24 protein-coding genes are annotated in these 24641 nt (G+C 55.0%); all 24 read right to left on the bottom strand.

All coding sequences use genetic code 11. The annotated features are described in order from the left end of the window. Nucleotides 1-69: 69 nt before the first annotated feature. A complete protein-coding gene (locus tag ACE6ED_RS05910) occupies nt 70-312 on the bottom strand; it encodes a DUF1858 domain-containing protein (protein ID WP_410826177.1) in 243 nt (80 codons plus the stop codon). 256 nt (nt 313-568) lie between these two features. After that, on the bottom strand, nt 569-1576 hold the full coding sequence (locus ACE6ED_RS05905; protein WP_410826176.1) for a LacI family DNA-binding transcriptional regulator: 1008 nt from the start codon (nt 1574-1576) through the stop codon (nt 569-571). A 28-nt stretch (nt 1577-1604) separates the two neighbouring features. Further along, nucleotides 1605-3029, bottom strand: a complete 1425-nt coding sequence (gene uxaC, locus ACE6ED_RS05900; RefSeq protein WP_410826175.1) for a glucuronate isomerase — start codon at nt 3027-3029, stop codon at nt 1605-1607. 275 nt (nt 3030-3304) lie between these two features. Beyond that, on the bottom strand, nt 3305-4258 hold the full coding sequence (gene trxB / locus ACE6ED_RS05895; protein ID WP_410826174.1) for a thioredoxin-disulfide reductase: 954 nt from the start codon (nt 4256-4258) through the stop codon (nt 3305-3307). Nucleotides 4259-4339: 81 nt separating this feature from the next. Continuing rightward, nucleotides 4340-5617 carry a tetratricopeptide repeat protein gene (locus tag ACE6ED_RS05890; RefSeq protein ID WP_410826173.1) on the bottom strand — a complete coding sequence of 426 codons (1278 nt, stop codon included), beginning with the start codon at nt 5615-5617 and terminating at the stop codon, nt 4340-4342. A 191-nt stretch (nt 5618-5808) separates the two neighbouring features. After that, nucleotides 5809-6756, bottom strand: a complete 948-nt coding sequence (locus tag ACE6ED_RS05885; protein WP_410826172.1) for a ribose-phosphate diphosphokinase — start codon at nt 6754-6756, stop codon at nt 5809-5811. A 209-nt stretch (nt 6757-6965) separates the two neighbouring features. After that, nucleotides 6966-7793: a histidinol-phosphatase HisJ gene (gene hisJ, locus ACE6ED_RS05880; RefSeq protein WP_410826171.1), complete on the bottom strand. Its 828-nt coding sequence runs from the start codon at nt 7791-7793 to the stop codon at nt 6966-6968. Nucleotides 7794-8029: 236 nt separating this feature from the next. Next, nucleotides 8030-8725 carry a bifunctional phosphoribosyl-AMP cyclohydrolase/phosphoribosyl-ATP diphosphatase HisIE gene (hisIE, locus tag ACE6ED_RS05875; protein WP_410826330.1) on the bottom strand — a complete coding sequence of 232 codons (696 nt, stop codon included), beginning with the start codon at nt 8723-8725 and terminating at the stop codon, nt 8030-8032. A 14-nt stretch (nt 8726-8739) separates the two neighbouring features. Continuing rightward, entirely contained in the window at nt 8740-9498 is a 759-nt protein-coding gene (hisF, locus tag ACE6ED_RS05870; protein WP_410826170.1) for an imidazole glycerol phosphate synthase subunit HisF, read from the bottom strand. A 61-nt stretch (nt 9499-9559) separates the two neighbouring features. Continuing rightward, nucleotides 9560-10297 carry a 1-(5-phosphoribosyl)-5-[(5-phosphoribosylamino)methylideneamino]imidazole-4-carboxamide isomerase gene (gene hisA, locus ACE6ED_RS05865; RefSeq protein WP_410826169.1) on the bottom strand — a complete coding sequence of 246 codons (738 nt, stop codon included), beginning with the start codon at nt 10295-10297 and terminating at the stop codon, nt 9560-9562. A 63-nt stretch (nt 10298-10360) separates the two neighbouring features. After that, nucleotides 10361-10993 carry an imidazole glycerol phosphate synthase subunit HisH gene (hisH, locus tag ACE6ED_RS05860; protein WP_410826168.1) on the bottom strand — a complete coding sequence of 211 codons (633 nt, stop codon included), beginning with the start codon at nt 10991-10993 and terminating at the stop codon, nt 10361-10363. Between the two features lies 1 nt (nt 10994). Next, nucleotides 10995-11603 (bottom strand): imidazoleglycerol-phosphate dehydratase HisB, encoded by a 609-nt coding sequence (gene hisB, locus ACE6ED_RS05855; RefSeq protein WP_410826167.1) that lies wholly within the window; start codon nt 11601-11603, stop codon nt 10995-10997. Further along, complete coding sequence (gene hisD / locus ACE6ED_RS05850; RefSeq protein WP_410826166.1) at nt 11593-12900, bottom strand: histidinol dehydrogenase; 1308 nt, start codon at nt 12898-12900, stop codon at nt 11593-11595. The genes hisB and hisD overlap by 11 nt, the downstream gene beginning before the upstream one ends. A 33-nt stretch (nt 12901-12933) precedes the next feature. Beyond that, nucleotides 12934-13569, bottom strand: coding sequence for an ATP phosphoribosyltransferase (hisG, locus tag ACE6ED_RS05845; RefSeq protein WP_410826165.1), 636 nt, complete (start codon nt 13567-13569; stop codon nt 12934-12936). A 42-nt stretch (nt 13570-13611) separates the two neighbouring features. Further along, complete coding sequence (locus ACE6ED_RS05840) at nt 13612-14829, bottom strand: ATP phosphoribosyltransferase regulatory subunit (protein ID WP_410826164.1); 1218 nt, start codon at nt 14827-14829, stop codon at nt 13612-13614. 286 nt (nt 14830-15115) lie between these two features. Further along, on the bottom strand, nt 15116-16294 hold the full coding sequence (locus tag ACE6ED_RS05835) for an acyltransferase (RefSeq protein ID WP_410826163.1): 1179 nt from the start codon (nt 16292-16294) through the stop codon (nt 15116-15118). 100 nt (nt 16295-16394) lie between these two features. Then, nucleotides 16395-16901 (bottom strand): acyltransferase, encoded by a 507-nt coding sequence (locus ACE6ED_RS05830; protein WP_410826162.1) that lies wholly within the window; start codon nt 16899-16901, stop codon nt 16395-16397. After that, nucleotides 16898-17551, bottom strand: coding sequence for a pyrophosphatase PpaX (ppaX, locus tag ACE6ED_RS05825; protein ID WP_410826161.1), 654 nt, complete (start codon nt 17549-17551; stop codon nt 16898-16900). Before ppaX ends, ACE6ED_RS05830 begins: the two co-directional genes overlap by 4 nt. Nucleotides 17552-17560: 9 nt before the next feature. Then, nucleotides 17561-18604, bottom strand: coding sequence for a prolipoprotein diacylglyceryl transferase (gene lgt / locus ACE6ED_RS05820; RefSeq protein ID WP_410826160.1), 1044 nt, complete (start codon nt 18602-18604; stop codon nt 17561-17563). A 13-nt stretch (nt 18605-18617) separates the two neighbouring features. Further along, nucleotides 18618-19556, bottom strand: a complete 939-nt coding sequence (hprK, locus tag ACE6ED_RS05815) for an HPr(Ser) kinase/phosphatase (protein WP_410826159.1) — start codon at nt 19554-19556, stop codon at nt 18618-18620. A gap of 295 nt (nt 19557-19851) precedes the next feature. After that, nucleotides 19852-20973, bottom strand: coding sequence for an ABC transporter ATP-binding protein (locus ACE6ED_RS05810; protein WP_410826158.1), 1122 nt, complete (start codon nt 20971-20973; stop codon nt 19852-19854). A gap of 104 nt (nt 20974-21077) precedes the next feature. After that, nucleotides 21078-22172 (bottom strand): PucR family transcriptional regulator, encoded by a 1095-nt coding sequence (locus ACE6ED_RS05805; protein ID WP_410826157.1) that lies wholly within the window; start codon nt 22170-22172, stop codon nt 21078-21080. A 77-nt stretch (nt 22173-22249) separates the two neighbouring features. Beyond that, entirely contained in the window at nt 22250-23188 is a 939-nt protein-coding gene (locus tag ACE6ED_RS05800) for an NAD(P)/FAD-dependent oxidoreductase (protein ID WP_410826156.1), read from the bottom strand. Between the two features lie 277 nt (nt 23189-23465). After that, on the bottom strand, nt 23466-24641 hold a 1176-nt coding region (ltrA, locus tag ACE6ED_RS05795), incomplete at its 5' end, for a group II intron reverse transcriptase/maturase (protein ID WP_410826155.1).

Raw genomic sequence — 24641 nt, 5'->3', positions numbered from 1 at the left:
CAAAATGCCTCCTCTATATTTGTGATTCTAACCCTTATTACGGGATAGGGATTGGCACATCCAAGGGGTCTACTCACCCTCCGTGCGCTCCAATATAGTGAATCCGCGCAGCCGGAAAGCTTCTTTGACCGTCTCCGCGTCCATTTTCTTCAGCTTGATTCCTTTGGCGAGAGTCATGAACCGTCCGGCCGTCTGCAGCATCCCCGGTTTGGCGATATCGCGGAAGCCCAGCTCCACCATGATTTCCACTACTTCCGGATAACGGCCAGCCAGCTCGAATACCGTCTCGTCCAGATTCAGCACTTTGTCCATCGGTTCCTCTCCTTTGCTTTTTCGTTTCGAATAGCTCTATTTAATGAGAAGCATTCTCAAGTAGATCGTAACACGGCCGTTGAGCCCCCCTTGTGATTTCACGCACAAAGCGCTTAAATCTCCCCGCTAAAAATGCAATAATCCTTCCATACAAAAAGAGCCCGCTCAAGGCGGACTCTCAGCACAACACAACTTATAAACGGAAGCAGTTATAAAAAAGAATAGACTCTGTAAAGGGCCATGCCGCCTGCGGATGTTATCCCCGGTCCCGAAGAGCGACAGACTCCCTGGATACCAGCTCAGTCCGGACAAAAACCCGTTCCCCGGCCGGCTGCGGCTGGCCGATCAGACTCAGCAGCTTGCGTGCACCTTCCCGGCTGATCTGCTCAATGGGACGCTTCACTGTGGTTAAGGCGGGATTGGTGTAAGAGGAGAACCCGATGTCGTCGAAACCGATCAGCGACAAATCGCGCGGGATTTGCAGGCCGCGGCCAAAAGCGCTTTTCATCGCCCCGATCGCCATATCGTCATTTGAACAAAACACAGCAGTCGGCGGCGCGCTTAACTCCAGCAATTGGTTCATCGCCTCATAGCCGCTTTGGACATCGTACCGGCCTTTGACCATGTATTGCCCCCGAACCGGCAGCTTGTGGTCGATCATGCACTGGACGAATCCCTCCCTGCGTTCCTGGGTTGACTTGTACTCCTCCATCCCTTCGATAAGCGCAATATCCGTATGCCCATGCTCAATCAAATGCCGGCACGCCGTATAGGCGCCCTCCCGGTCGTTCGGAATAATATTGACCACCGCGTCATCCTCCACCTGGCGGTTCAGCACCACAAGCGGGATGTCCTGGCCAAGCACATGGTAGATAAACCGGTTGTCGGCCTCGCTTTGGCTCATCAGCACAATGCCGTCGAACCGTTTCCGGTTGATCGCGGAGTATTCCTCATAATCGTCGATTCCCCGGACGAACAGGTTGTAGCCGACATCAACCATGCGGTTGACTCCCCGGATCGTGTCGGAAAAGAAGCTGGCGGACGTCCCTTTGGCAATGCTGGTAAAAAACAATCCGATCGTGTAAGAACGCTGCATCACCAGACTTTTGGCGTTATAGTTCGGAATGTAACCGATCTGCTGCGCGATCTCCATAATCTTGCGCCGGGTGTTCTCCCGGATGCGGGGGCTGTTATTCAGTGCCCGCGATACCGTCGTATGAGAGACATTCGCCAGCTTGGCGATATCTTTAATAGTAGGTGCCATGGAATGCCTCTCCTTTATCAGCTTCTAATCAATCTTCGTAAGTGATGGCGTCGAATTGGAAATATTCACGCGCATTATGGTAACTGATCGCTTCGACCATCGATCCCATTAGCTCCATATCATCCGGCGCTTCACCGTTCTCCACCCATTTTCCGAGCAGATCGCACAAAATTCTGCGGAAATACTCATGACGGGTATAAGAGAGGAAGCTGCGGGAGTCGGTCAGCATGCCGACAAACCGGCTGAGTACACCGACATTGCCGAGCAGCTGCATCTGCTCCAGCATGCCGTTCCGGTGATCGTTGAACCACCAGGCGGTGCCGAACTGCATTTTGCCTGGTACGCCGCCGCCTTGGAAACAGCCCATGATGGTAGCAAGCGCATGGTAGTCGTTCGGGTTGAGTGAATATAAAATGGTCTTCGGCAGCGCGCTGTCATTCTCTAGCGCGCCCAGCAGCCCGGCCAGCGGAGCTGCGATATCTCCGTCGTTAATTGCGTCATAGCCGGTATCCGGCCCCAGCCGCTTCATCATCAGCGCATTGTTGTTCCGCAGCGCGTGAATATGGAACTGCATCACCCAATCCAGCTCGGCGTACAGCTTGCCCAGGAAAACGAGGGTGTATCCTTTATATTTCTTCTCTTCCTGCCGGGTCACCTGCTCGCCCGCAAGACCTTTGGCGAAAATCGCCGCAGCTTCCTCAAAGGTTGCTTCTTCATACATAACTTCATCCAGGGCATGGTCGGACACACGTCCGCCATTTTTGTGGAAGAACCGTACGCGGCTCTCCAGTGCGTTCAAAAATTGCTGATAACCGGCGACCTCCGCTCCAGCCGCCTCAGCCAGCGATTTCACCCAAGGCTGGAAGGTGGCGCGATTGATCTCCAGCGCTTTATCCGGACGGAAGCCGGGGACAACTTTGGCGTCGAACCCTTCCAGCTTGCGGATTTGGGTATGATACTCCAGATTGTCGGCAGGGTCGTCGGTTGTGCAGACAACTTTTACATTCGATTTTATAATGAGATCCCGTGCCCCGAGACCGCCCGCCTGCAGCTGACGGTTGACTTCCTCCCAGATTTTTGGCGCATTTTGTTCATTCAGCAGGTCGTATACCCCGAAATAGCGCTGCAGCTCCAGGTGCGTCCAGTGGTACAGCGGGTTCCCGATCAGCATCGGCACCGTGCGGGCCCAGGCCAGAAATTTATCGTAATCGTCCGCGTCACCGGTGATATATTTCTCCTCTACCCCATTTGCGCGCATGACTCTCCATTTGTAATGGTCCCCGTACAGCCAGGCTTCAGTGATGTTCTTGAACGCCTTGTTCTCAAAAATTTCTTTGGGGCTCAAATGGCAGTGGTAGTCGATAATTGGCATATCCTTGGCATGCTCATGATACAGCTTGATGGCGGTTTCAGTCGACAGCAAGAAATTTTCGTCCATGAACTTCTTTTTCATTTCCTCGGCTCCTTTGGATGGTCTTCGATTGGACCAGCGGGTTTCACGTGAACATAAAGTTAGCCATCATGCCCTAAACTCGAATAAATCTAAGTAATTCCAGAGATGAATCGGACGCTTTTATGCCCCCAATAATGTTCACGTTAACATTTCACTCCTCTATTGTAACGCTTTCTTTTTCTTGTGCAAGGACTTTTTCCACAGCCTCTTTTTTTATGAGCAAAAAAGCCTTACACCGGTCGCTCCGGCATAAGGCCTTAGGATGTGGCACAAAATTATTTATCCAGCGTCTCGCTCCAGTCGTGGACCATCGACCCTTCCAGGTATTTCTCGGCGTCCATAGCGGCCATACAGCCAGTGCCCGCGGCGGAAATCGCCTGGCGGTACCGGGTATCCTGCACGTCTCCGCAGGCGAATACGCCGGGAATGTTTGTCTCCGTCGTTCCAGGACGGACCACAATGTATCCGTTCGCGTCGGTGGTAATTTGTCCGCCAAGGAAGCCGGTATTCGGCGTATGCCCGATGGCGACGAAGATACCGTCCGCCTCGAGCAGCTCTTCGGCACCCGTCTCGTTGTTGCGCACCTTCAGCCCTTTGACGGCGCTGGCTTCGGTTGTCACTTCCAGCGGAGTCCGGTTCAGCGCCCAGGAGATTTTGCTGTTGCCGCGGGCGCGGTCCTGCATGATCTTCGAAGCGCGCAGCTCCGAACGGCGGTGCACCAGCGTCACCTCGGAAGCGAACCGCGTCAGGAAGCTGGCTTCCTCCATGGCGGAGTCGCCGCCGCCAATAACGATGATTTTTTTGCCGCGGAAAAAGAAGCCGTCGCAGGTCGCGCACGTGCTGACGCCGCGTCCCACATTCTCCTGCTCCCCGGGAATCCCCAGGTACTTGGCGGAAGCGCCGGTCGAAATAATTACCGACTCCGCCTCCAGCACGCCCATTCCATCCACGGTAATCTTAAACGGCCGCTGGGAAAAATCGACCGACTCCACCCAGCCGTTGCGGAACTCTGCGCCGAAGCGCTCCGCCTGCTTACGCATGTTGTCCATCAAATCCGGTCCCATGATGCCTTCGGGAAATCCCGGGAAATTCTCCACTTCGGTTGTGGTCGTGAGCTGCCCGCCCGGCTGAAGTCCCTCAATGACCAAGGGGTTCAAATTGGCACGCGCCAAATAAATGGCGGCAGTCAGCCCGGCAGGGCCTGTTCCGATTACAATCGTTTTATACATAGCGGTGGCCTCCTCACATGGATTTTCCTTACTTATTACCTGTGGTTTCGCAGGCGCAAACACCGGTCCAGCCGGATTGGCTTAGGTTTCCGCCTGTTTCGCCATCAGATGGAGTTCGTCGGCAAGCTCCGGGTCCGCGAGCGCCTTTACAGCCTGTAGAATTTGGCGTTTTACCGTCTCTCCGCCGTAGCGGAGCGCCCAGAAAAACGAAGCCCGAAGGAGCGGGTCGCGCGCTAATTCCTCGCTGAAGCCTTCGTCCGCATTGCGCCACCGTTTAAGCCGCTCCTCAAAGGGCAGCTGATAGTTATAGCTTACCGTCGGGAAGCTTGCACCTTCAGCCAGCGTCTGCCGCAGCTGCTCCAGGTAAAACCGCGGCACCGAAGAATCGGGGTCCAGCTTGCATGCTTCGGCCCAGCAGCGCAAAGCCTCGGCATACAGGCCGCTGTTGCTTGCGGCTGCGGCGCAGTAGTGGCGCAGCTCGGCGTCTCCGCCGGACCGGCTGTTCTTCAGCAGGCGGCGGAAATGGCTGAAGGCTGCCCGGTGGCTGCCGAGAATGCCCATTGTGGTCGCAAGCTTAAACACATGCTCTTCATGAAACGGCACCGTTCCCTCCAGCGTCTGCCGCAGAGAAGCGGCTGCTTCCGGACCGCCTTCGTAATGAAGAAAAATCGCCATGTTGCAGAGCGCATGCAGATTGCCCGGCTCCAGCTCCAGTGCTTGTGAAGTATATTCCTTCGCCTTGCCGAAACGCCCTTGATAATAATACGCCAGCGCCAAATTGTTATATGCAGCAAGAAAATCCGGAGTCTTGGCGATAATCTCCTCCAGCAGCGCTATGGCCTGGGCGAACTTCCCTTCCTCAAGCAGTGTCCGGGCGCGGTCATGCTCGACGACTCCCTCGCGGCTGCGAATGTGCCGTAAAGGAGCGGGGCGGTTCAATTCGTGATACAGCAAATCCATCAATTCCTCGGCTTCCGCGAGATAATCCCCTTCGGGATCCTCCTCGAGATATTTCACCAGGGCCTGTTCCGCTTCTTCATAGCTTTCCATATTGGCGTAATTGTTAGCCATGTAGAAGTGGCATTCCGTCATTGCCGGGTTAATATGCTCCAGGACATGGGACAACACGTTGTTAGACGCTTCATAGTCACCCATCTCTGATAATATACCCGCCATATTGCAGTGATTCACCGGATTGTCCGGTTCATATTCCACAGCCTTGCGGAAATTCTTCAGCGCTTTCTCATATTGGAAGCGGTCCATGGAACGGACGGCGCGTTCGAAGAAAAAATTGGCATCCAAATGAACGGGAATGACTTTGTTATTCTCCCCGTTCAGGGATGGAGTGGATTCTATCATTGGGAGCAAGGCACCTCCTTGTCTACTTGCATCTCCTTATGAAAACAGGAGGCGGTGCCATGCGGCAAACCGATTCTCCAAACCTTGAGCCGGATAGAAATACCCGAACTCGATTGTCTTCACACAGTATACCACAAGTAGATAGGAGATTCCCCATTTCAGGGGGAGCGGGCATAAAGAAGACGCAGGAATTAGATTCCTGCGTCCGTAAACAGGCGGTCGATCGACCCGCCTTCGGTAATAATGCGGATAGCCTGGGCCAGCATTGGAGCGACCGACAGCACCTTGAACCGGTCCGAGTGGTTCTCCGGCAGCGCAATCGAGTCCGTGACAACCACCTCGTCGATTCCCGGATGATCCAGTCTCTCCAGCGCCGGGCCCGAAAACAGTCCATGGGTGGCGCACACGATGCTGTTGGCTGCACCGCGCTCCTTCAGCCCCTCTACCACGTTTACAATCGTTGTCCCCGTGTCGATCAGGTCCTCGATGATGATCGGCGTTCTGCCCTCGACATCGCCGATGACGTGCGTAATGACCGATTCGTTATGAGCGGGGCGCTTTTTGATCATGATGGCGAACGGCGAATCGAGACGGCTCGCCAGCTTTTCGGCCATCGATGCGCGTCCGGCGTCCGGGGAGACGACGACCATATTATCCAGACCCTGTACCTTCAGATAACCGCTGATTAAGTCTAGAGCAGTCAGATGATCGACCGGAATATTGAAAAAACCTTGGATAGCCGCTGCATGCAGGTCAATCGTAATGACCCGTGTCGCACCGGCGGTGGTCAGGACGTCTGCCACCATTTTTGCCGAAATCGGTTCTCTTGGAGCGGACTTCCGCTCCTGCCGCGCATAACCGTAATAGGGAACGACAATGTTCACCGTCCGCGCCGACGCGCGCTTGGCCGCATCAATCATGACCAGCAGCTCCACGAACAGCTCGTTAATCGGATGGGAAAGGGATTGCAGCAAAAACACGTCGCAGTTCCGGATGCTTTCCTCGTAGTGAACATAGATCTCGCCGCTCTTAAAACGGGTCAGCTTGATTCGGCCCAGCTCCAGCCCCAGCCTGGACGCGATGTCGGCGGCGAGCTTGGGATTCGACGAACCGGAAAAAATACGTAATTGGTGCTGCATGATACCCTCCTGATAATATTGGATTATTATTCTGGGTGTGCCTTTCCACTGCCTGCGTAAGAGCGCCTGCAGGACTGGCTGTCTGCCTTAGGCAGACCCGGTCCGGTCCTTATGTGCTGAAAAAACTGCGGGACAACGGCGCGGCAGGACATCGCAACGCCTGCCCAACCCGCTCACTTTATCCCGGCAAGTAGACTTCAGCCGCTCCGTTAAACCACAAGCGGAACGGAGGTCCGGCGTCTCCCTGCAAAGGTAACGACCTCGCGGAATCCAACGTCCCACAGCAGCTGTCTTGCTTCGGCCAAACCATCCCCCAGCTTCAGGGGATCGTGGGCGTCGGATCCAAGCGTCAGCGGGATGCCCAGGCGAAGCGCCTCCTCCAATACCGGACGCGAAGGGAACATCTCTGCGCAGGGTTTGCTGAGTCCAGAAGCGTTAAGCTCCATTGCGATTCCCGCTTCGGCAATTTGCCGGAGCGCCCCGCGCTCAAGCTCCCGTACTTCGGCCCGCCCTTCCTCTGTGTCCGGACCGTAACCGAAACGTTTGATCACATCCATATGTCCTATAATATCATAAATCCCCGATGCTGCCGATTGCCGTACGGCCTGGTAATACTGCCGGTATACCTCAAGGGGGTCTTTGCCTTCCCAGCCATGCACCTGCCGGTGATCGGTAATGTCCCATTCGCCCAAAAAATGCACCGAGCCAATCAGATAGTCCCAAGGATACGGTTCCAAAATGGCGCGAATCCGATCCTCATATCCTTCGATATAGTCGGCTTCCAGCCCCAGACGCAGCTCAATTTGCCCCTTGTAGCGCTCCTTCAGCTCCAGACATTCCTCCACATACCGCGGGAGCTCCTCAAGCGGCATTGCCATCTCCGGATAATATTCCGCCGGATTAACATGAATCAGCGGCAGGTGATCCGACAGCCCAAGCTGCTTCAGGCCAATCCGGATCCCCTGCCGCACATATTCCTCAAGCGTCCCGACGGCATGCCCGCAGCGCTCGTGATGCGTATGATAATCAATAAGCATATAAGTGGCCTCCTGTTCGCGTGCTCCAAAATCGTTGCCGGATCTGCCTGCGAATGAATCTGCCTGCAGTTCCGGCCTCTACCGGTGCCAGTCTCCGCCGGTGCCTGTGCCGGCGCTCTGACGTCCCCGCCGGTTTCCGTTCTCCGTCCGCTGGCTCCATCACCCGTCGCGCCGGCTCTCTAACCTTCGTCAGCCGGCGCCCAACCCCCGCCCGCCGAAGCGGGCAGGAGGCCGGTTTAATCCCGGCGCGGGCGTTCATGCCGGGCGCTGAGCTCCGCCATGATGTCGTCCAGCGGCAGCTTCCGCTCCTGCAGCAGCACCAGCAGGTGGTAGATCAAATCGCTGACCTCCAGGCGGAGCTCGGCGTTGTCTTTATTTTTGGCTGCGATAATAGTCTCTGCCGTCTCCTCGCCGACCTTCTTCAGAATCTTATCGATCCCTTTGTCGAACAAATAGGTTGTATACGCGCCTTCCGGACGCTCCTGTTCCCGCTCGGCAATCACCTGCTCCAACTCGCCAAGCACCGCAAAACGGTCCCCGTACGGCTGCGCCGCATCCGCCGGATTTTCCCCGGCTGAAGAAACCGCCGCTGAGCCGGTGTCCGCATGACCCGGCTTCCCAAACGGAAGCTCCCGGTAGAAGCACGACCGCTCTCCCGTGTGGCATGCCGGGCCTTTTGGATTGACTTTGACCAGCAAGCTGTCGTTGTCACAGTCATAGTGAATGGACACGACGGTCTGGATGTTGCCAGACGTTGCCCCTTTATGCCACAGCTCGCCCCGCGAGCGGCTCCAGAACCACGTTTCCCCGCTTTCCAGCGTACGTTTCAGCGACTCCTCATTCATATAGGCGAACATCAGCACTTCAAGGCTGTCCGCATCTTGGATAATGGCGGGGAGCAGCCCCGCTTCATTCCATTTGATCCGCTGCATTATTTCCGTTTCGCTCACCGGATCTCCACCCCTTTCCGTTTCAAATCCGCTTTCAGATCTCCGATTGCGATTTCCTTATAGTGAAAAATAGTCGCCGCAAGCCCCGCGTCAGCCTGGCCTGCGGTAAACACGTCGTAAAAATGCTCTTTCGTTCCCGCGCCGCCCGACGCGATGACCGGGATGCCAACCCGCCCGCTGACTGCCGCGGTCAGCTTCAGGTCAAAGCCGTCTTTTGTGCCGTCCGCATCCATGCTCGTCAGCAGGATTTCGCCGGCCCCCCTGCGCTCCGCCTCCACAGCCCACTCCAACGCCCGGATACCGGACCGCTTGCGGCCGCCGTGGGTGTAGACTTCCCACTCCCCCCAGCCTTCATTATAGCGGGCGTCAATGGCCACCACGATGCACTGGGAGCCAAAAATTCGGGCCCCGTCGGAAATCAGCTGCGGGTTCAGCACCGCCGCCGTATTAATGCCGGTTTTGTCGGCGCCGGCACGGAGGATTTGCTTCATATCGTCGGTTGTGGAAATGCCGCCGCCGACCGTAAAGGGAATGGCAATCTCCCCGGCCGTCTGGCGGACCACTTCCTCCATCGTCGCCCGTCCTTCCACCGAAGCGGAGATGTCGAGGAACACAAGCTCGTCGGCACCCTCCCGGTCATACAGTGCGGCAAGCTCAACCGGGTCGCCCGCGTCGCGCAGGTTGACGAAGTTTACTCCTTTGACTACCCGGCCGTCTTTTACGTCCAGACACGGGATAATACGTTTGGCCAGCATTCCTGTCTCTCCCCTTTATACCCTATACTCATCATACGATCTCGTGCCCCGATTCGGCGTCTTATGCCTTTTTGAGCCGCTCAAGCGCATCGGCCAGGCTGATGCTTCCCGTGTACAGCGCTTTGCCCACAATCGCTCCGCCAACGCCGCTGTCCGCGTAAGCCGACAGGCGCAGCAGATCCTCCGTGTTGGTTACGCCGCCGGAAGCGATGACCGTTTTGCCGCTGCTTTTTGCCAGCGATACAATGCCGTCCACATTAGGTCCCTGCAGCATCCCGTCTCTGGAAATGTCGGTAAAAATAAACGTCTGCGCTCCCTTGGCCGCCAATTCCTGCACCAGCGCCTCCGCTCGCACCTCCGAAGTGTTAAGCCAGCCATGCGTCGCCACATAGCCGTCCCGCGCGTCGATGCCAATTGCCACTTTGTCGCCGTATAGTCCCAGCACCCGCTCCGTGAAATCGCAGTCGTTGATGGCAGCCGTGCCGATAATAACCCGGCTGACGCCCAAGCCAAGCAGCTTCTCCACATCCTCCAGCGTCCGAAGCCCGCCGCCAACCTGGACCGGCACCTGCACGCCAGCGGCGATCTCCCCGATTACGCCGTCGTTAACCGGCCGGCCCGCCTTTGCGCCGTCAAGATCAACCAAATGGATGTACTCGCCGCCCTGCCGTTCCCAATCTTTGGCCGCAGCTAGCGGGCTGTCGTTATAAACTGTTTCCTGATTGTAGTCTCCCTGCTGCAGTCTGACGCATTTTCCGTCCCGGATGTCGATGGCCGGGTATACAATAAAAGAAGACATGTCGCTCCCCGCTTTCCTTGATTAAGCTTCTTTTGGTGCATTTGACGCCTTCCCGGTTTTCCGTCAAGCCTGCTCCGCCTGACCGCCGGACCACAGACTGAGGAACCGTCCGAGCAGCCGGATGCCCAGTTCCCCGCTTTTCTCGGGGTGGAACTGCATGCCGAACACCCGGTCCCGCCCGACGATGGCCGTAACGGGATGCCCGTAATCGGTCACCGCCAGCAGGTCCTTTGCGTCAGCAAGCGCGTGGTAAGAGTGTACGAAGTAGACATGGCCTTCCTCCTGCTCCGCCAAAAGCGGATGCTCCGGCTGCACGAACTCCAGCCGGTTCCAGCCCATATGCGGAACTTTGTAGCCGTCCCGCGGCTCGAACCGGACGACCGAGCCCGGCAGCAGGCCCAGGCCTTCGTGCTTGCCGTGCTCCTCTCCGGTCTCGAACAGCAGCTGCATGCCGAGGCAGATGCCAAGCATCGGCCGGCCGGCGGCGGCCGCTTCCTTGACTACCTCGTCCAAGCCGCTGCGCCGCAGCTCGCGCATTGCGTCGCCAAACGCGCCGACGCCCGGCAAAATGATGCTTTCGGCGGCCATAATCTGTTCACGGTCACCCGTTACCAGGCAGTTGTATCCCAGCCGCTCTACCGCCTTGCTTACGCTGTGAAGATTGCCCATGCCGTAATCGACGATGGCAACGGTCATGCTACAGCACTCCTTTGGTCGAAGGGACGCCCTGCACACGCGGATCAATTCCGGTGGCTTCGTCGAGCGCCCGCCCAAGTGCCTTGAACACCGCTTCGATCATATGATGGGTGTTGCTGCCATAGTGGACAATAACATGCAGCGTGATGCGCGCCTCCAGCGCAAATTTCCAAAGAAACTCCTGCACCAGTTCGGTTGAGAAGCTGCCCACCTGCTGGGAGGGGTAGGAGGCCCGGTATTCAAAATGCGGCCGGTTGCTAATATCAATAACGACCTGGGCCAGCGACTCATCCATCGGCACAAAAACGTTCGCATACCGCTTGATTCCCCGCTTGTCGCCAAGCGCATCACGCAGCGCCTGGCCGAGGCAGATGCCGATATCTTCTACCGTGTGATGATCGTCGATATCGATATCGCCGCGGGCTTTGACCGACAGATCAAATTGCCCGTGTTTAGCAAACAGGTCGAGCATATGATTCAGGAACGGCACATCAGTTTCCAGTTCCGCCGCTCCGCTGCCGTCGACCGCCAAAGACAGCGTAATATCCGTTTCATTTGTCGTCCGGCTGAGACCAGCTTGACGGTTCACCTGCTGTTCATTATTTTCCATTTGCGCCTCCACCTTTCTCTTCCTGTTCCAGACGAAGCTCAATTGCCCGTGCATGTCCATCGAGCCCTTCCCGGCGGGCCAATTCGATAATCGTCCGTCCGTTCGCCAACAGCGCTTCCCGGCTGTAATAAATCAGGCTGGACTTCTTGATAAAATCGTCCACATCAACCGGCGAAGCGAACCTCGCCGTGCCGTTGGTCGGGATAATATGGTTGGGTCCGGCAAAATAATCACCAACCGGCTCCGAGCTGTACGGCCCGAGGAAGATGGCGCCGGCGTTTTCAATCCGGCCCGTAAGCCCCATCGGGTCGCTTGTTACGATCTCAAGATGCTCAGGCGCCAGCTTGTTCACCACGCTGATCCCTTCATCCAGCGACTCCGCTACGATGATGGCGCCGTAGTTATCGATCGATGCCCGCGCAATCGCCTGCCGGGGCAGCTCCTGCAGCTGCCGCTCTACCTCGGCGGCCACACTGTCCGCAAGCACCCGGGACGTGGTGACGAGAATCGCGGAAGCCATCTCGTCATGTTCGGCCTGGGACAGCAGGTCGGCCGCCACATAAGTCGGCTCGGCCGTTTCGTCCGCCAGCACTACAATCTCGCTAGGTCCCGCTATGCTGTCAATGTCGACCGCCCCGTATACTTCGCGTTTGGCCAAGGCGACGTAAATATTGCCTGGTCCGCAAATTTTGTCTACCGGCGCAATGCTCTCGGTGCCGTAAGCGAGCGCCGCAACCGCCTGTGCGCCGCCAACCCGGTAAATCTCGTGCACGCCCGCTTCTGCAGCCGCGACGAGAATATAAGGATCGATGCCTTCCCGTCCGCCCGTTGCCGGCGGAGTCACCATCACAATCTCCGGTACGCCGGCAATCTGCGCCGGAATCACATTCATCAACACGGAAGAAGGGTAAGCCGCCTTGCCGCCCGGCACATATACGCCGACCCGCTTCAGCGGACGGATAATTTGGCCCAGCAAAGTTCCGTCAGGCTGCAAATCCATCCAGGAGTTCCGCTTCTGCTTTCCGTGAAACGCGCGGATGCGCTCGGCCGCCGCCCGGATCGCCTCGACAAACGAGTCCTCCACCCGGCCGTAAGCCTCGGTCAATTCCTCCTGCGTAACCCGCAGCGCGGCCGCATCCAGCTCCACGCCGTCAAAACGCTCGGTATACCGCAGCAGCGCAGCGTCGCCTTCGCTTTTGATGTCGGCCACAATTTGTTTTACGGCCTCATTCTGCTCCTTGGAGCCATATTCCACATCCCGCTTTAGTTGAAACTCCGAACCGGATAGAATCTTCACATCCTGCCTCCCCTTTCCCTATCAACCGTGCCTTTATTGAACCCCGGTCCCTATGACCTGCTGCAGCCGGTCGCAGAGCCGCTGGATTTCATCGTTTTTCATCCGGTAGCTGACCCGGTTCGCCACCAGCCGGCTTGTAATCTCAAAAATGCTGGTCAGCTCCACAAGTCCATTATCCCGCAGCGTTTGTCCTGTTTCCACCATATCAACGATCCGGTCGGCAAGACCGATCAGCGGCGCCAGCTCGATGGACCCGTTCAGTTTAATGACCTCCACCTGCTGCCCTTGTTCACGAAAATAACGGGACGCAACGTTCGGATATTTGGTTGCCACCCGCTGCTGAATGCCAGGCTGCCAATCGGGCAGCCCGATAATCGACATGCGGCAGCGGGCAATGCCCAAATCAAGCAGCTCATACACGTCCCGGTTTTCTTCCAGCAGCACGTCTTTCCCGACAATGCCGATATCGGCAACACCGTATTCCACGTACGTCGGCACATCCACCGGCTTGGCGAGGATAAATTCCATGCCCGCTTCGGGCAAGGGAACAACCAGTTTGCGCGAAGTGTCCCCGTCTGGCGGAATCGGCAGGCCCGCTTCGCGGAACAGCTCGGCCGCCTTATGATAAATCCGCCCTTTTGGCATGGCCACCTTTAAAATTTGTGCCATAAATTCCCCTCCTTTATCCGTTGTAACGCTTCCGTTCCTCTATTAACCAAGCCATTCGGCAAACGATACAAAAGTATGAATCTCCTCAAACCGTTCTTCCGTTCTGCTTCCGCCCTTCTCGGAATGTCCGGCGGGAGTTCGCAGCTCCTCTGGCCCTTGGACAAGCGCGGTAATGACCTGGCGGCCTTCCTGCCGCAGTCTTGCGGCTTCCTGCAGCCCCTCTCTGCGGCGCAGTCCATCATACTGAACAAGGACGGGCCGCGTCTCTACGGCTGAGGGTTCCTCCAGGCCGTCCAGAATACGGTTGGTCTTCAGCGAAAAGCCGGTAGCGGCCACCGGGCGGCCAAACTGCTGCAGCAGGTTGTCATACCGCCCCCCGCTGCATACCGGGAACGCGATGCCGGATGCGTACCCCTCAAAAGTCATGCCCGTATAATATGTAAAGTCGCCGATCATCGTCAAATCGATCAGTACTTGGGCGGATACGCCGTACGCCTCTAGGACCTCCCACACTTTGCACAGATGATCCATAGAAGCGGTAGCCAGCGGATGCCGGCTTAGCTCCAGCGCCTGGCTGCACACCTCTTTGCCTCCCCGCAGGCGCAAAAGACCCATCATCTCTTCACGCTGCGCTTCCGGCAGGTTGAGCTCCAGCAGGCTCTCGCGGTAGGCGACATAATCGCGGCTGAGCAGATGCCGCTTCAACTCTTCTTGCGCCCCCGGAAGACCGGGCAGCGCCTCTTGGAATAACCCGTTCAGAAAGCCCACATGGCCCATGGCGATTTTGAATTCCTTAACCCCCGCCGCCTGCAGAGAAGCGATCGCAAGGGCAACCACCTCGGCATCCGCCTCCGGCGTGGCATCCCCTACCAGCTCTACACCGGTCTGAAAAAACTCCGCTTCCCGGCCTGCCTCTTCCTCGATAGCCCGGAATACATTCGCATGATAGGACAGACGCAGGGGCAGCGGCACGTCTTTGAGGAGCGACGAGACAACCCGCGCTACCGGCGCCGTCATCTCTGATCGAAGAACCAGGGCCTGCCCCCGGTTGTTAAGCAATTTATACAACTTCTGGTCCGACGTAGAGCTCGCCACGCCCACCGTATCGTAAAATTCCAGCGTCGGCGTAATGATCTGCCGGTACCCCCATCGGCTCATGCAATCGAGCACATCGGTTTCGATCCGGCGCAGCCGGCTCACGGCGCGCGGCAGATAATCGCGGACACCGCCCGGTTTTTCAAAGCCTTTTGGTTTGGACATAGGGATCGGTTCACCTCATCGCTAGTTGTGCGGCTGTGCATGGATTCGAGTGGAGCTGGCAAGCCGCCGATCATAATAATAGAGTATAATTTCGCGTATTGCTTCACTTTGGTAAAGTGGTAGCAAACTAAAGGATTTGACTCATCGTACCATGAACCTTCAGTGGCGTCAATTTAACAATTTACAGCGTTAATTCGTGATAATTCCTCGGCTGCTGTTACAAAAAAACGCCTTCTCATAGAAGGCGTGTGTCGAACTTTCAATGTAATGCCGGTCCGTCCCCTACTTAGGAAAACGATCGGCCGGAAGACTCCGACTGCCGGATAGCGGCAGGGCGCTTCGGCACGGAGCCGAACAGAACCCAAGCTCCCGGCAGGAAGCGGAAGGCGGCCGCAACTATCAGCCATGATCCCAGCAGCGCCACCGCCATGCCGCCTGCGATGAGTGCGGCGTAGACGGCAGGAGTTCCCCCTTGAGGGGCCCAGCTCCGGTACACGTGCAGGAAGGCGGGGTGGATCAGGTAGATGCCGAACGAACAAGCGCCGATCGACACCAGCATGGCCGACAGCCGGCCGCGAACGGGACGATACAGCAGATAGGACAGCTGGAACAGCACAATGCAGGACAGCAAAGCGTGCGCATTGGCGGCAGCTTCGTACCATAAGCTGTTTACGGAGATTTTGCGCGCATAATAGTTATACCACAGTTCCACATGCACGATACCCGCACCAAGCCACAGCAGCCATACCGGAATCCAGACAGCCCCTTTGCCTGACTTCCAGCCCTCCAGGCTGGGAGCAAGCCATTGCTTCAGCTTCGGAAAATATACAGCCAGTGCTGCGCCCAATAGGAAATACGAGAAATACGTGATGGCCAAGCTGCCTTTGGACAGGTTCCAATGGCCCTGCAGCGTCATATGTTTATTCAGCACGATAAATCCCCACTGCAGACCAAGTCCGATCAGCGGCGACAGCATCGCAAGCGTGCGGCTTTTTTGCAGGCACCATAGAAAAAGCGGAAAAAGCACATAAAACTGAATAATAATGATGACGTAATATAAGTGCGTGTAAGCTGTTCCCGTGTAGACATACTTCCATAACTTCGCTGCAATTTCAGCCGGCGGGAGGTTCCATTGATGGGCCGCCCACAGCTTAAGTACAAGATACAGCACTGAAAAGATCAAGTAAGGAATTACGATATACGTCAGACGTTTCAAGTAGAACTTGCCCAGCGTCTTCCCCGTTAGCGGCTTGTCGATATAATTGTAGAACAAGACGAATCCGCTTAGAAATACAAAGGTGGGGACGGCAAACTGGCTGAATTTGTTGATATATAAAAACGGATGAAACAGGGAGGTATCCAGACTTTCCGTCAGGGTCCGCGAAGTGGCGTGAATCGCAAGCACCGCCAAAATGGCAATGGCTCGGAAAATATCCAGCTCCGGGATGCGCTCCTTTTGTGCCATGTATAAGTCCCTCCTGAACAGCTTCGTACAGTCCGGCAGCACTGCGGCAAGCAGCAAACGGATGGTTTATTGAGTATCCCGCTCCATCCGCTTCAGCTTCCTACAGCTCTTCCGGTACTTCCTCTTCCAGGCGTCTCAGCAGACGCAACGGATTCCCGCCAACAAATGTGCCGGCCTCGACATCCTTGTGAACGACGGACCCCGCCGCTACCACCGCCCCGTCGCCGATAGTTACGCCCGGCAAAATGGTGGTATTGGCACCGATCAGCACATGATCGCCAATGATGACCTCACCCAGCCGGTATTCCTTGATCAGATACTCATGCGCCAGAATTGTGGTGTTATAGCCGATAATCGAATTTTCACCGATAGTGATTTTTTCCGGAAAAAACACATCCACCATCGCCATCAATCCAAATGCCGTATGCCGGCCCACCTTCATTCCAAGCATATGCCGGTAGATCCAATTCTTAAGCGGCAGAATTGGGCAATACCGGGCAAGCTGAATGAAAATAAAGTTCTTTACGCCTTTCCACGGACTCACCGTCCGATAGATATACCATAAGGAATTGTGGCCTTCCACCGGGTACCGGGTCACTTTTCTCACCGTTCGCTCTTCTCCTGTGCCACGATTCCGAGCAGATCGGTCATATCGTGGATGACATAGTCGGGATGGTATGCCCGCAGAACAGCTTCACCCTTCAGCGACCAGGCAACGGCCGCCGACTTCACCCCCGCAGCCTGCGCCGATTGGATATCCACCGCACTGTCTCCAACCATCAGCGTGCGAGCCGGATCGGCCTGCAGCTGCCGGATTGCGGTCTGCACCGGCTCCGGATGCGGTTTGGGATGCTCCACATCGTTTACAGTCACAATCACTTCCATATACTGCAGCAGATCGAACCGTTCCAGCGCTTTAATCGTGGTCGGCCGGATTTTAGTGGTGACAACGCCCATACGGATTCCTTGTTCCCGCAGCTTGTCCAGCGTTTCATTCACCCGGGGGAAGGAACGGACGAGCGCATCGTGATGCTCCACATTAAACGCGCGGTAGGACAGCTCCAGCCCGCTCACATCCTCCAGACCGGAAAAAACTCTCATCTGATGCTGAAGCGTGGTCCCCATATGAGGAATCATCTCCTCCCGGGTAAGAACCGGCAGGGCGTGCTGCTGCAGCGCATACGTAAACGAGCTGATGATCAGCTCGTTTGTATCGACAATTGTTCCGTCCAGGTCAAACAGAATGCAGTTGATCATGATGAGGGACTACTCCTTTTTCTCTGTCTCTTCCTGCCGAACAGCTTCCTCTGTGTTTGGCTGTGGTTGTGAATTTAATTCCGGCTGTACCGGCTGGGAAACATGGCGTTCAGTGTCCTGGCCAATTTCACGCGGCGCCTTGGTGGATACAATCGGATCCAGATAACGTTCTGCTGCGCGTCCGGTCACCCGTCTTACTACAATGAATACAACAGCCGCCAAAATAATGAGCAGCGCAAGCAGCTGCGAGCTCCGGATATTGCCGTAGTTGGGGTCCAGGTAGCCCTGCTCGAAACCAAGCCAGGTCATCGGACTCCATAAAGCGTCCATAAGTGACGCTACACCTGTACTTCCTTGAAACGCAAGGCTGTCCGTCCGCAGTGCCTCAATAAAGAACCGTCCGATGGAATACCAGATGAAGTAGGAGAAAAACAACTCGCCTGCCCGCAAAAACTTCTGACGGCGCAGCACCATCAGCAGCAGAATACCTACGAGACTCCATAGGGATTCATACAGGAAGGTCGGATGGTGGAAAGCATCCCCTATGTACATTTGATTGACAATAAAGTCGGGCAGATGCAGCTTATTCCGCAGGAAAGTCTCCTCTACTACACCGCCGTATGCTTCCTGATTGACAAAATTGCCCCAGCGTCCGATCATTTGTCCCGCGAGCAGCGAAGGCGCACAAATGTCGGCAATCCGCCAGAAGCGGTAGCCCTTATATCTTACATAAATGATTGCGCATATAATGGCGCCGATCAAAGCTCCGTATATGGCGATGCCGCCGTTCCAAATCTTAAATACGTCGATCAGATTATCCTTGTAATCGTCCCATTTGAAGGCTACGAAATAAATCCGCGCGCCTACGATTGCCGACGGTACTCCAAGCAGCAGCAGATCCATAAAAAACTCTTGGGAAATGCCAAACCGCTTACCTTCCCTTATTGCTAACAGCAGCCCGACCAGTGCGCCCAAGCCGAGTATGAGTCCATACCAGTGAACCTTTAACGCCCCGATCGAAAAAGCAATCGGGTCCAGTGCCAATGGAAACATTCGTTATACCCTCCTAGTCCAGATCGTCCATGTCTTCGGAAATGGTCGCCGTTAATTTGTTGGTGAACTGAAGCGCTGCATTGTAGCCCATCTGCTTCAGTCTGTAATTCATAGCCGCCACTTCAATGATTACGGCCAGGTTACGGCCGGGACGTACTGGAATCGTGACGAGTGGAATATCGGTATCAATAATGCGGGTGGTTTCCTCATCCAGACCAAGCCGGTCGTATTGTTTGTCCTGCTGCCAGGCTTCGAGGCGTACAACCAGCGTAATCCGTTTGTGGTTACGGATAGCGCCTGCACCAAACAGCGTCATGACGTTGATAATTCCGACACCGCGGATCTCCAACAGATGGCGAATCAGCTCGGGTGCCGTGCCATGCAGCTGATTATCGGAAGTCTGGCGAATCTCCACCGCATCGTCTGCGATCAACCGGTGGCCGCGTTTGACGAGTTCCAGTGCTGTTTCACTTTTGCCGATGCCGCTGCTGCCTGTGATCAGCATCCCTACCCCATACACATCACACAATACGCCATGAATGGTTGCGGTCGGAGCCAGCCGGCCTTCAAGAAAGCTGGTCAAACGGCTCGAAAAAATAGTTGTCGCCATCGATGTGCGCAATATAGGCAGCTGCTTCTCGTTGCTGACCTCAATCAGTTCATGCGGTACATCCAGTCCGCGGGTGACGACGATACATGGCGTCTTGTCGTCGCAGATGCGCCGCATCCGGTCCTTCCGGTCCTCTTCGGGCAGCATGGAGTAAAATGCCAGCTCGGTTTTGCCGAGCAGCTGCACCCGGTCTTCCGCATAATATTCAAAGTAACCGGCCATTTCAAGACCCGGACGGTTCAAGTCATCCACTGTTACGTTACGTTTGAGTCCTTCCCTGCCGGAGATAACCTCCAGTTGAAAATGCTGTACCAGTTCTGCTACTCTAACCTTTTTGGCCATCTCATTTCTTCCTTTCATCCCCAGCGGTATTTGCCGCAAGCCGCAAGCGCTGTTGTTGCTTGATGGTGCACTGCTTCCGTATGTAATTCTCCTGCTATCTTAATGGAAATCGCCTATGATTGCAATCGCCGGGCCTGGTTCCCAAGCCGCAGTCAAACCTGAAAAAGCCCCAAGTTTTCAGCTGTGTCCTCAGAGCAAATTTAGGCGTTAAAGTTAATTCACTGCTGTATACCTGTTTATATGTCAAAAAAAGCCGCCTGTCAGGCGGCTTTTCGAAAATGCTTACTGCTATGAATTATCCGAGCAGAATGTTCAGTTCGGATTCTTTGTCGAAGAAGTGGACTTTGTTCATGTCGATTGCCAGCTTCGGCTTGCTGCCTTCGCGGGTTGTCGAACGTCCGTCTACACGGGCAATGACGGTGTCTTTGCCAAGGCCGCTCAGGTACAGCAGCATTTCGTGACCCAGGTTCTCCGTAACGTCTACCAGTGCGGTAAAGATCGTGTTCGGGGAAGCTTCCAGGAATACCGGCTCTTCATGAATGTCTTCAGGACGTACGCCCATGATGACTTCTTTACCGATGAAGCCTTTGCTCTTGATAGTTTGTGCTTTGCCGCCTGGTACTTCAACATCCAGATTCTCGGCGCGGAAGCGAACGGAACCGTTAACTTCAGCCAGCGTACCGTTGACGAAGTTCATTGTCGGCGATCCGATGAAACCTGCAACAAACAGGTTTTCCGGGTTGTTGTACAGCTCTTCCGGGGAAGCGGCTTGTTGAATGATGCCGTCCTGCATAACTACGATACGGTCGCCCATCGTCATGGCTTCCGTCTGGTCATGCGTTACGTAGATACAAGTGGTTTCGAGGCGCTTAACCAGCTTCGTGATTTCAGCGCGCATTTGACCGCGCAGCTTGGCGTCCAAGTTGGAGAGCGGTTCGTCCATCAGGAAGACTTGAGGATCGCGGACAATGGCGCGTCCGAGTGCGACCCGCTGACGTTGACCACCGGAAAGGGCTTTCGGTTTGCGCTCAAGCAAATGCTCGATGTCGAGGATTTTGGCAGCTTCGCGTACTTTCTTGTCGATCTCGTCTTTCTTTACTTTGCGGAGTTTCAGACCAAATGCCATGTTCTGATACACGCTCATGTGCGGGTACAGGGCGTAGGACTGGAACACCATCGCGATATCGCGGTCTTTAGGTGCTACGTCGTTTACGACGCGGTCGCCAATGTACAGTTTGCCTTCGGAGATTTCTTCAAGACCTGCGATCATACGCAGTGTTGTGGACTTACCGCAGCCGGAAGGTCCTACCAGTACCAGAAACTCACGGTCTTTAATATCAAGATTAATATCAACGACGGTTGCTTTATCGGAACCCGGGTATTTTTTGTAAATGTGCTCTAAACGTACGCCTGCCATTGTATGTTCCTCCTCGAATCGTTTGGTAGAATCGAATGAATAACTTATAGTCCTATCTTACACTAGCAGTCAGTCCCTGACTATTTGTAACGTTCACAAAAAACCTATTTCCTTTTCGTCAATTTATACAATAGCATGGTCAGCTTCACAATAGCCGCATCCCCAAAGCTCCGGACATCAGCGCCGGTCTCCTGCTTGATTTTATCCAGCCGGTAAAGCAGCGTATTGCGGTGGATATACAGCTTCTTAGCCGTTTCGCTGACATTACAGTCCATCTCAAAAAACGTCTCCAGCGTCAGCAGCATTTCCTTGTCCCCGAACACGGCGGAGAAATCGCCAATCTGGTGGAGCAGCGGTCCGCGTTTGGCGTCCGGAATACTGTTGACTAAGCGCTCCAGATGGAGATCCCATGGGAGATGAATGTAGGAGCCAACTTGGAAGATCCGCCCCAGCGTAATCGTCTCGCGAAGCAGATTAACCGTTCCCGGCAGCCCCTTAACCGGTACAATTTCCTGTGCAGCGGCGAGATGAAACACGCCAACCCACTCGCTTGCAATCAGTTCCTGCAGTCCCATCCCTGTCTGTGCCAACAGCTCCTGATCGCTGTCTTCGCCTTCTTCCTTTTCATCTCCTCCGGTGAGCAGCTCTTTTCGGGCGAGTATCAGCCATTCTTTGTCCTGAAGGGGAATAAGCAGCACTTCCCGGTCAAAGTAGCTGCGCAACAGCTTCATTAACGCGGCGTAAGTCATATGTTGAGTATGTACATTTTCGCTTACCAGGAGGAAGGGAATCATTTCCGAAAAAAGCCGGCTTTTAATAGGAAGCTCATCGGGAATTTCAGCATTCTCCCTTTCCTGCTCCAGCTGCAGCTGCAGCCACTGCTTCAATTGGGCGGCCTCCGCTTCCCCTTCTTCCTTAATTCCGGTTAGTGCCAGCGATGCTGCGTGCCCCGATGCCGCAAACCGGATCAACCGGATCTCTACTTCCGTAAGCCCTTGCATATCCATTAATAAAACGGTGATTTTCCCCTCCGCTTGAAAAAGGGGGATAGCCAGCTGTCCTTCATACACAACTGGCTCTTCCTTGGTTTCCCAATCACTCCCGAACAGGGAGGCGGACTGCTGTTTGCCTAACTGCTTGATACCCGTCTGTCTTCCCGTAAGCTGTTCCAGTTTCCGGCGCAAAGTTTCGGTATCCATCGTCACAGTTCTCCACCATCTTTTGTCCTTTTTCGACTATTTTATCATATTTGGTCGGATCATGCGGCTACCTGTCGTCACTTGTTCTGAAGCCCCCGCCAAGCTGGCCGGTTCTCCCACTGCTTCAGCGTTTTGTGAATCCAGATGGCTGCAATCGCCCCTTCGCCCATAGCCACTGTAGCCTGCTCGGCATGAACGCCCAGATCGCCTGCCACCCACACATTGTCCACACTGGTCATCATGGAACGCGGGTTGGCTTCCACGTGGCGGTTATGATGCAGCTTGGCCCCAAGCTGGTCGGCCAGTTCGGAATAAACCGGATTGCCGCCAAAGGCGATAAATCCCCTTTCTACTGCAAAACTTTGTCCATCAGTCAGACGCACGGCTTTAATCATTCCGTCGTTCTGCTCTTCTATAGAAACAATCGGCGTTTCAATGAGACGGATCTGCTGTTCCTTCAGACGCTGCAGATTTTCCGGCGAAATCGGCGTCCGTTCATGATTGATATAGGTTAACTTCTCCGTTCGGTCTCTTAAAATAAACGCCATTGCAGCGCCGGCATCTCCCGCACCCAGCACCACCGTTTTGCGGCCTTCAATTTCATACCCGTCGCAATCAGGGCAGACGTAAACGCTGCGCCCTAAAGTAACCTCCAGTCCGGTCAAAGGAGGGAACCGGTCCATAACTCCGGTTGCTAGCAGCAGCGTCTTACAGGTATATACCGCCCCGCTGTTCCCCGTAAGGCGGAGGTGCTCCCCATCCCGCTCCGCACCAATTACTTTGTCCTCTATAAATTGGACTCCATATCCTTCTGCCTGGCTTTTGCCTATCCGGCGCAGTTCGCCACCTGATACGCCGTCCGGCCAGCCTAGCAGGTTATGGTAGCTGCGGCATAAGCCGGAACGTCCACGCCCGGAGTTGATGACAAGTACACGGTAAGCCGAATATCTCCCAAGCTGAATCGCGGCTTGCAGTCCGGCAATTCCTCCGCCGACAATAATACAGTCATATGTCATGGATTCCTCTCCTCTGTATCTGGATTATAAGCTTATAATTAAACAGAGGAGCCGTTTCTAAACTGTCCTTATGCCCGATATGCCGATAAAATGCAAAGCAAACTCTTACAACCTCACTGCCGAGTCTGGGATTCCATTCAAATCAGTTGGGCTAGATAATGCGTGCCTCTGGGCACGCTAGAGTAAAGGGCTGGCTCGCCAGCCCCTCCTCATCAAACCGTACGTGAGGTTTTCCCTCATACGGCTTTCCGATGTTCGTCATTCATGGGCATGCAGATTACAATAGCGTTTTAAGTCCATGCATTTGGGCAATATGCTTCATCTCAGACATGGAACTTTTCCAATTCCTGCGTTGTCTCTTCTTTGCATACCACCGGGTGAATCGCTGCAAAATATACCAATCCAGCTTCGCTAACCTCTTTTGGCTGTAGTTCGTGTAGTAATAATTTCTCCATCCCTGTATCTTTGGATTGAGCCATTCCACATGTTCCTCAAACGATTTCCAGCGCATGCCGGGCGGTGCTAATCTGTCTTTGACCACGCCTCGGATACGTTCCTCTGTCTTCTTCGTTAGCCACTGCTGGGTGGTATAGTACACCCTCCCTTGAGAGGTTTCTGCTTTCGTTTTTCGGTGGTGCATTCCTAAGAAGTCGAAGCCCTCGTCTCCTGTCCACATGCCCACAATGCGGGTTTTGGTCGGGTGTAAGGTTAATTCCAGACGTTCCAGAATTCTGCGGATGAGTTCATATGCATGTTCCGCATCCTTTTTGGTTTTACAGACCACAACAAAGTCGTCTGCATACCTCGTCAGTTCTCCCAACTTACTCCCGTGTTTCCCCCATAACCGGTCAAAGTAGTTCAAATAGATATTCGCCAGCAGTGGAGAGATAACGCCACCTTGGGGTGTACCTAAATCGGAGCGCCGTACGTTTCCTTCTTCCATCACTCCCGCCCCCAGCCACTTCCGTATGAGCTTCAAAACCCGCCTGTCATTGATACGCATCTGTACCAACTTCATAAGCTTCTCTTGATTCATATTGTCGAAGTAGCCTTGGATATCGACGTCGACTACCCAATTTCCTTTGCGATTGCAGGCCTTCCGGATTCGCTCCAGCGCTCCTTTGGCACTTCGTTTCGGACGAAATCCGAAGGAGACTTCTTTAAAATCGGCTTCAAAGATGGGTTCAATCACCAGTTTGGTTGCCATCTGCACCACTCGGTCTCGCACGGTGGGGATGCCTAGCGGTCTTGGCTTCCCGTCTTTCTTCGGGATGTAGTGCCGCCGTACCGGCGGCGGATGGTAGCTGCCTTCTTTCAGTTCTCGCTCACAGCTTTTGAGAAATCTCGTCACTCCTTGTTTCTCGATTTCAGCGAGTGTCACAGCATCTACTCCCGCAGCTCCCTTATTCGCTTTCACCCGTTTCCAGGCTTCGCATAGCACATCCCACCGGTA

The sequence above is a fragment of the Paenibacillus nanchangensis genome, from assembly GCF_046543445.1.
GTDB lineage: Bacteria > Bacillota > Bacilli > Paenibacillales > Paenibacillaceae > Paenibacillus_AQ > Paenibacillus_AQ nanchangensis.
This window is presented reverse-complemented; position numbering and strand designations above follow the sequence as displayed.